Origin of the sequence: Methanococcoides sp. (genome assembly GCF_030594565.1) — an archaeon.
Taxonomy (GTDB): Archaea; Halobacteriota; Methanosarcinia; order Methanosarcinales; family Methanosarcinaceae; genus Methanococcoides; species Methanococcoides seepicolus.
The window spans coordinates 1-5,127 of sequence record NZ_JAUVEY010000154.1; the positions used below are offsets into that span (position 1 = coordinate 1).

A 5,127-nucleotide genomic window follows, 5' to 3' on the forward strand; every position below is an offset into this window, starting at 1 on the left:
TCTGAAAAGCCGTTGCTCGTTGTTAGTGTTGACACTCTCAAGAGGCTGAATGCAGCTATTGAGGGCGGTGCTGATGTCCTTTATGTCGGAGGGGAATTTTTCAGGGGACGTGAATGCATAGATCTGGAAGAGGCAGTCACCATCTGCAAGGACAATGGTCGCAGGGTCTATGTGAACAGTTCCAGGATAGTGTCGGAAGACGATATGGATGCTGTGAGGGAATTGTTCGGACTGGCAAAGAAGCTTGAAGTCGATGGTGTTGTAGTTTCCAATTACGGTACCTATCATCTTGCCATGGGCTTTGGTCTTCCTGTGGTTGCGGACAGTTCCCTGAATGTCTTTAATGTCCGTTCCTATGCTGCCATGAAGAAGCTTGGGGCGGCTTCGGTGGTCCTGTCCCCTGAGATGTCAATCGCACAGGTAGAAGAGGTCGCAGAATGCGGTCCTGTGGAATGTATTGTGCATGGTCGCCAGGATGTCATGGTTTCACGCTATTGTATGCTTGGTGATCTTTTCGGGAATAAGGATGGATGCATTAAGGTCTGTGAGGAAGAGGATTTCGAACTGGTCGATGAGCTGGATTATTATTTCCCTTTGCTTGTGGATTCGGATTGCAGGATGCATGTGCTTAATTCCAAGGAACTTTGTATGCTCGAGAACATGAATATTATCCTTCGGGCAGGGGTTGCAGCTATAAGGATCGAGGCAAGGACAATGGATGTGGATCTGGTGACGAAAGTAACTCGCCGCTATCGTGGGGTTCTGGACGGTAAAAAGGCCGGGCGCTGTAAGGATATTACGGATGGCTATACTGCGGGACATTACCTGCGAGGTGTGGTATGAAGGTATTTCTGTCCGGCTCAATTCGCGGGGGGCGGCAGATGCTTCCCACTTACCAGTTCATTTGCAGGTCCCTGGGGGATAAGGGGCATGAGGTCCTGAGCTGGCATGTTGCGGATAGTGAGGTCGAAGGCAAGGAATCCCTTTTGACGGAGACCCAGATCTATGAAAGGGATATGTCCTTCTTGCAGGACAGTGAATGCATGATCGCAGAGGTCAGTATGCCCTCCATAGGTGTTGGTTATGAGGTATGTTCAGCTATCAAAAAAGGCATTCCCATAATGTGTGTACACATGCCGGATTCCAATGTTTCTGCAATGTTGCTTGGGAATACGTATGCTGATATCTCTGTAAGGGAATATGGGGATAATTCTGAACTGGAAATCACTCTTAATGGGTTTTTGAGCTCTTTTAAAAGCAAAAATTAAATACCTTTGATATATATTTTATACCGATCAATATGGTAATGGAACTGATAATAGTACTGGTTGCGATCATTGCAGCCCTTTTATTGTACAAAGTGCTTAAGACCATCAAGAATATGGTTGTAAACACGGTACTTGGTATCGTTATCCTTCTTGTGGCAAAGTTCGTGCTGGGGATAAATATAGCAATTACGTGGATAACAATACTTGTTTGTGCACTGGCAGGAGTTGTCGGCGCCTTGCTTTTAGTGCTTTTAGCTTATCTTGGTATCACTTTCTGATACTTTTTGAATGATGCCGTTGACCATGTGGCGGGTATAGGACTCGCCTTTGAATATTTTTTTTGTGATCACATCATTGATGTCGTTCGTGGCGAATCCACTGAAAAGGTTTTGAACTTCTTCTTTTGTAAAATAGTGATAGATTATACCGCTCTGACGAACGAATGTGTGTTCTTCGACCTCTTCTCCGCCATACCTCATGTCCTCTATGCCGAAGACCTCGAGGAATATCATACCCCCGGGCTTTAAGACACGTTCAAATTCACAGACTGCTGTTTCTCTTTCTTTTCTGAGAAGGTGCTGCAGCACTCCAAAACAGACAATGTCATCAAAACTGTTGTCCTGGAACGGAAGGTCGGTGATCGAAGCTGTGGAGTGGTGTGCTTCTCTATCCCTTTTTGCAAGATACTCTCTTGAAGCTGTCAATGCCTTTGTGGATACATCGATCCCCACACAATTGTAAAAATTAGATAAGGGTAGAAGGTGGCGACCATTTCCTGAACCGGCATCAAGGATTCGGCCCTTTTCAGGTATTCGTGAGCGTATGGCATCGATGGGTGCTGCTCCGCCCCATTTCACATGGGAGTATTCGTCCTCCCATGCTGTGAAATGAGATACGGTCGTTCTACCTTCTGTCATATTCAGGGTCGGTACAAGGCTGCTTCACTGAAGCGCTTTGCAAGGAAGTCCTGGTCGATGGATGAAAGGAACCATCCTGCTTTTGGACCCGACTGCTGGCCAAGTACTGATGTATAGATGGCCTTGAACATATCCTTGGGGTTTATCTCCACCTCATCAACGCCCAGTTTTGCAGCTATCTTATTGTTCAGTTCTGAATCTGCTTCCTTTGAAGAATAAACGAGGTTATGATAATCTTCGCCTGTCAGTTCTCCACTATTCCCTATGATCTCTGATACTGCACCGAGGAATGCTCTCTGTTCATCTGTGAGGCTGGCTGTCTCTTCAGGTAGTTCGTCCTTCACGCTGAACTTTGCAAATGGGGGTGCGTACATCTCGAGCCAGTTAGCGACATTGTTCACAAGTTCCCTTATACACTTCTCGTTGGTGGTGTCGTAGCCTGCACGTCCTATGATCTTCATGATCTTGTCGAAGTCACCATGCGCGACCTGGGCAATGGTGGTCATATGCTTGAACGGGATATCGGTGTGGCAGATACCTTTTGCGTGGGAGAGCTCCAGTACGCGCTTGTTAAGGCCTTCGATCTCAGCGTTCGAGTTGAGGCGTTCATATTCATCCACAAGTGTCAGCAATGGCTGTGCAGGGTCGAACTTGATGTGTTTTTCAGGCTTTGTGCGCATGATGAGGTAACGCAATACTTCCGGTGGCACCACTTTAAGCATGTCGGAGATCGATACAACAACGCCGCTTGATGATGACATTGCTCCCTTCTGTCCGAGCATGATCCACTCATAGACTATAGGCTGAGGTGGTTCGTGGTCGAATATCTCCCGCACGATCCTCTTTCCGGTATCGTATGAACCGCCTCTTGAAGCATGGTCCTTTCCGAAGGGTTCGACTGTTACATTCAGCATCTTCCATTTTGCAGGCCAGTCCACACGCCATGTGAGCTTTCCGCCGCCTATCATTGAGACCGTACCGGAGTGTCCGCAGGAGCATTCGTAGTCAACGGTTTCTGCATCTGCATCGAATCCGGTGACTGTTGCGGTATTGATCTTCTTACATTCCTGGCATATAGGATTGAAAGGGCTCCACTCAGGAAGGACATCCTTTCCTGATACTTCTTTCAGGATCTTTGCGATATCATCTCTTTTGATGAGGGCTGCCTTGATAGCTTCGACGAACCTTCCGCTCTTGTAAAGCTCATCTGCACGATATACCTTAGGGTGTATTCCCAGTTTCTCAAGACCTTCAAGGAACGGTGTGAGGAAGTGCTCTGCGTAGCTCTTACATTCTCCGCATGGACATGGGATCTCGGAAATTGGTTTTCCCACATGTTCTGCATAGCTTTCAGGGAGGAACGGGTAGACCTTACGGAGAGGGTCGTAATTATCTGCAATGTATATGAACTCGGATTCAAGTCCTGCATCATGCATTGCCCTGTAAGCTGCATCAGCTGTTACGACCTCTCTCATATTCCCTATATGGATGTGACCGGAGGGGGTAATTCCGGTGGATACCAGATGTTTATTGCCATTTTTTGCTGCTTCTTCAGCAATAACATCTGCCCAGTGTGTAATTTCAGTCATTTTGATCACCGATAATAAGATAATTGATGTACAGATTGGATTTCAATATTATAAGGTTTGGTTTTTAGTCGATGATTTCCGTTACGATTTCTTCAAGGTCACAGAAGTTCGACCAGAAATTGTAGGCTCCTGCATTGATGAACACCAGTTCGTCACCGATCTTTGGTTCATCCTTTAAGTAAACACGATACCTGAACAGGTCCATGGAACAGGGTGTGCAACCTTTCACAACATAGGGTTCTCCACTATCGTTGCCGACCTCTCCTTCAATTCGAAGTTTCACGGGAACCAGGATGGCATCCATGTCGCTGTTATATACAGATGCGTTCACTATGATGTTGTTATCATATACTCCTGTTATGTGGCTCACAAGTTTCCCTGCAGGTGCGGCTATGAACCTGCCCGGTTCTATCATGAGCTTGATGTTCTTTTCATGAAGCCATTCCCGAAGTTCGTATATGCGTCTGAATATTCCGTTTATGACATCAACATTGGTGTTGGCATATTCTGAAGGTAGCCCTCCTCCGATGTTCAGTATATCGATGGCTTCCAGTGTTCCTTCTGTGAGTGCATCCTCTATCTCAGGCTGGATCTTCCATTCGTTCACGTTCTGTGTTTTCCTGTGGAAGTGAACCCCAAGCTTTTCGATGTTCTTGTTACCTTTAAGCTGAGCTATCCTTTTGTTGATGGTGTCCGAGCTCATTCCGAAAACGAAGTAACGTTCAGTGCGTATGGAGTGTTCCTTGAGCTTGAGGCGTAACAATAATGTGATCTTCCAGTCGGTATCATCGACTGTAGAAAGCAATGTGTCGAGGTCGAACTCGTTATCAACTGCAAAGGAACGGATACCTTTTTCGTAAAGCTCCCTTATCATCTCAGGTGTCCATGCCTGTGCCAGGAACAATACTCTTGACATGTCCTTTGTGTGCTTCAGTTCATTTGGCATGTGGACACTTAGGAGTCCATCGGTCTCAGCTTCGATCAACGGGCTGACCTTCGGGTTCGTCTTTGAGCTGAATGCTACAATATCCGCTACGTCCTTGACCTTGCTGTACTGCTCAAGTATTATCTTTTTTGAAAGGATGAATCTCGGTGCAGATACGGTGCTGTTCATTTTACCGCCCCTGTGGTCCTGTTCTCCTGCAGCCCTTTAAGCAGACCATCGGCTGCCAGTTCGTCAAGTGCCCTTATCATTGCCAGAGGGAATGTTATGCTCACATCTCCTATTACCGTGGCAACATCACTTTCGTCCTTGACCTTTCCCCATGATTTTGCTTCATTGGTGTTAGCTCCCGACATGCTTCCTGAGGTGCGGTGAGCAGTTGTCATATATACTGCATATTCAGCACCTCC

The 5,127-nt window shown here is 46.6% G+C and carries 7 protein-coding genes; 3 read left to right on the forward strand and 4 right to left on the reverse strand.

Going from position 1 to position 5,127, the window contains the following annotated elements; all coding sequences use genetic code 11:
* From QAS77_RS10480 to QAS77_RS10490, 3 genes are all read left to right on the forward strand, one after another.
* On the forward strand, positions 1 to 843 hold an 843-nt coding region (locus tag QAS77_RS10480; protein ID WP_305065440.1), incomplete at its 5' end, for a peptidase U32 family protein.
* A complete protein-coding gene (locus QAS77_RS10485; RefSeq protein WP_305065441.1) occupies positions 840 to 1,268 on the forward strand; it encodes a nucleoside 2-deoxyribosyltransferase in 429 nt (142 codons plus the stop codon). The genes QAS77_RS10480 and QAS77_RS10485, both read left to right, overlap by 4 nt.
* Positions 1,269 to 1,306: 38 nt before the next feature.
* Positions 1,307 to 1,546 (forward strand): pro-sigmaK processing inhibitor BofA family protein, encoded by a 240-nt coding sequence (locus tag QAS77_RS10490; protein ID WP_331522653.1) that lies wholly within the window; start codon positions 1,307 to 1,309, stop codon positions 1,544 to 1,546.
* Here the strand turns inward: QAS77_RS10490 and QAS77_RS10495 are convergent.
* The 4 genes from QAS77_RS10495 to QAS77_RS10510 all read right to left on the reverse strand — a co-directional run.
* Positions 1,520 to 2,185, reverse strand: a complete 666-nt coding sequence (locus tag QAS77_RS10495; protein WP_305065443.1) for a class I SAM-dependent methyltransferase — start codon at positions 2,183 to 2,185, stop codon at positions 1,520 to 1,522. The genes QAS77_RS10490 and QAS77_RS10495 overlap by 27 nt on opposite strands.
* Before the next feature lie 2 nt (positions 2,186 to 2,187).
* Positions 2,188 to 3,774, reverse strand: a complete 1,587-nt coding sequence (gene lysS, locus QAS77_RS10500) for a lysine--tRNA ligase (RefSeq protein ID WP_305065445.1) — start codon at positions 3,772 to 3,774, stop codon at positions 2,188 to 2,190.
* A gap of 64 nt (positions 3,775 to 3,838) precedes the next feature.
* Positions 3,839 to 4,888 carry a decarboxylase gene (locus QAS77_RS10505; protein WP_305065447.1) on the reverse strand — a complete coding sequence of 350 codons (1,050 nt, stop codon included), beginning with the start codon at positions 4,886 to 4,888 and terminating at the stop codon, positions 3,839 to 3,841.
* A partial coding sequence (locus QAS77_RS10510) for a deoxyhypusine synthase family protein (RefSeq protein WP_305065448.1) occupies positions 4,885 to 5,127 on the reverse strand: 243 nt, incomplete at its 5' end. The genes QAS77_RS10510 and QAS77_RS10505, both read right to left, overlap by 4 nt.

Bases quoted from the DNA above. Each gene is read 5' to 3' on its own strand.
- QAS77_RS10505 (WP_305065447.1), bottom strand. From the start codon at position 4,888: ATGAACAGCACCGTATCTGCACCGAGATTCATCCTTTCAAAAAAGATA.
- QAS77_RS10490 (WP_331522653.1), top strand. From the start codon at position 1,307: ATGGAACTGATAATAGTACTGGTTGCGATCATTGCAGCCCTTTTATTG.
- lysS (WP_305065445.1), bottom strand. From the start codon at position 3,774: ATGACTGAAATTACACACTGGGCAGATGTTATTGCTGAAGAAGCAGCA.
- QAS77_RS10485 (WP_305065441.1), top strand. From the start codon at position 840: ATGAAGGTATTTCTGTCCGGCTCAATTCGCGGGGGGCGGCAGATGCTT.
- QAS77_RS10495 (WP_305065443.1), bottom strand. From the start codon at position 2,185: ATGACAGAAGGTAGAACGACCGTATCTCATTTCACAGCATGGGAGGAC.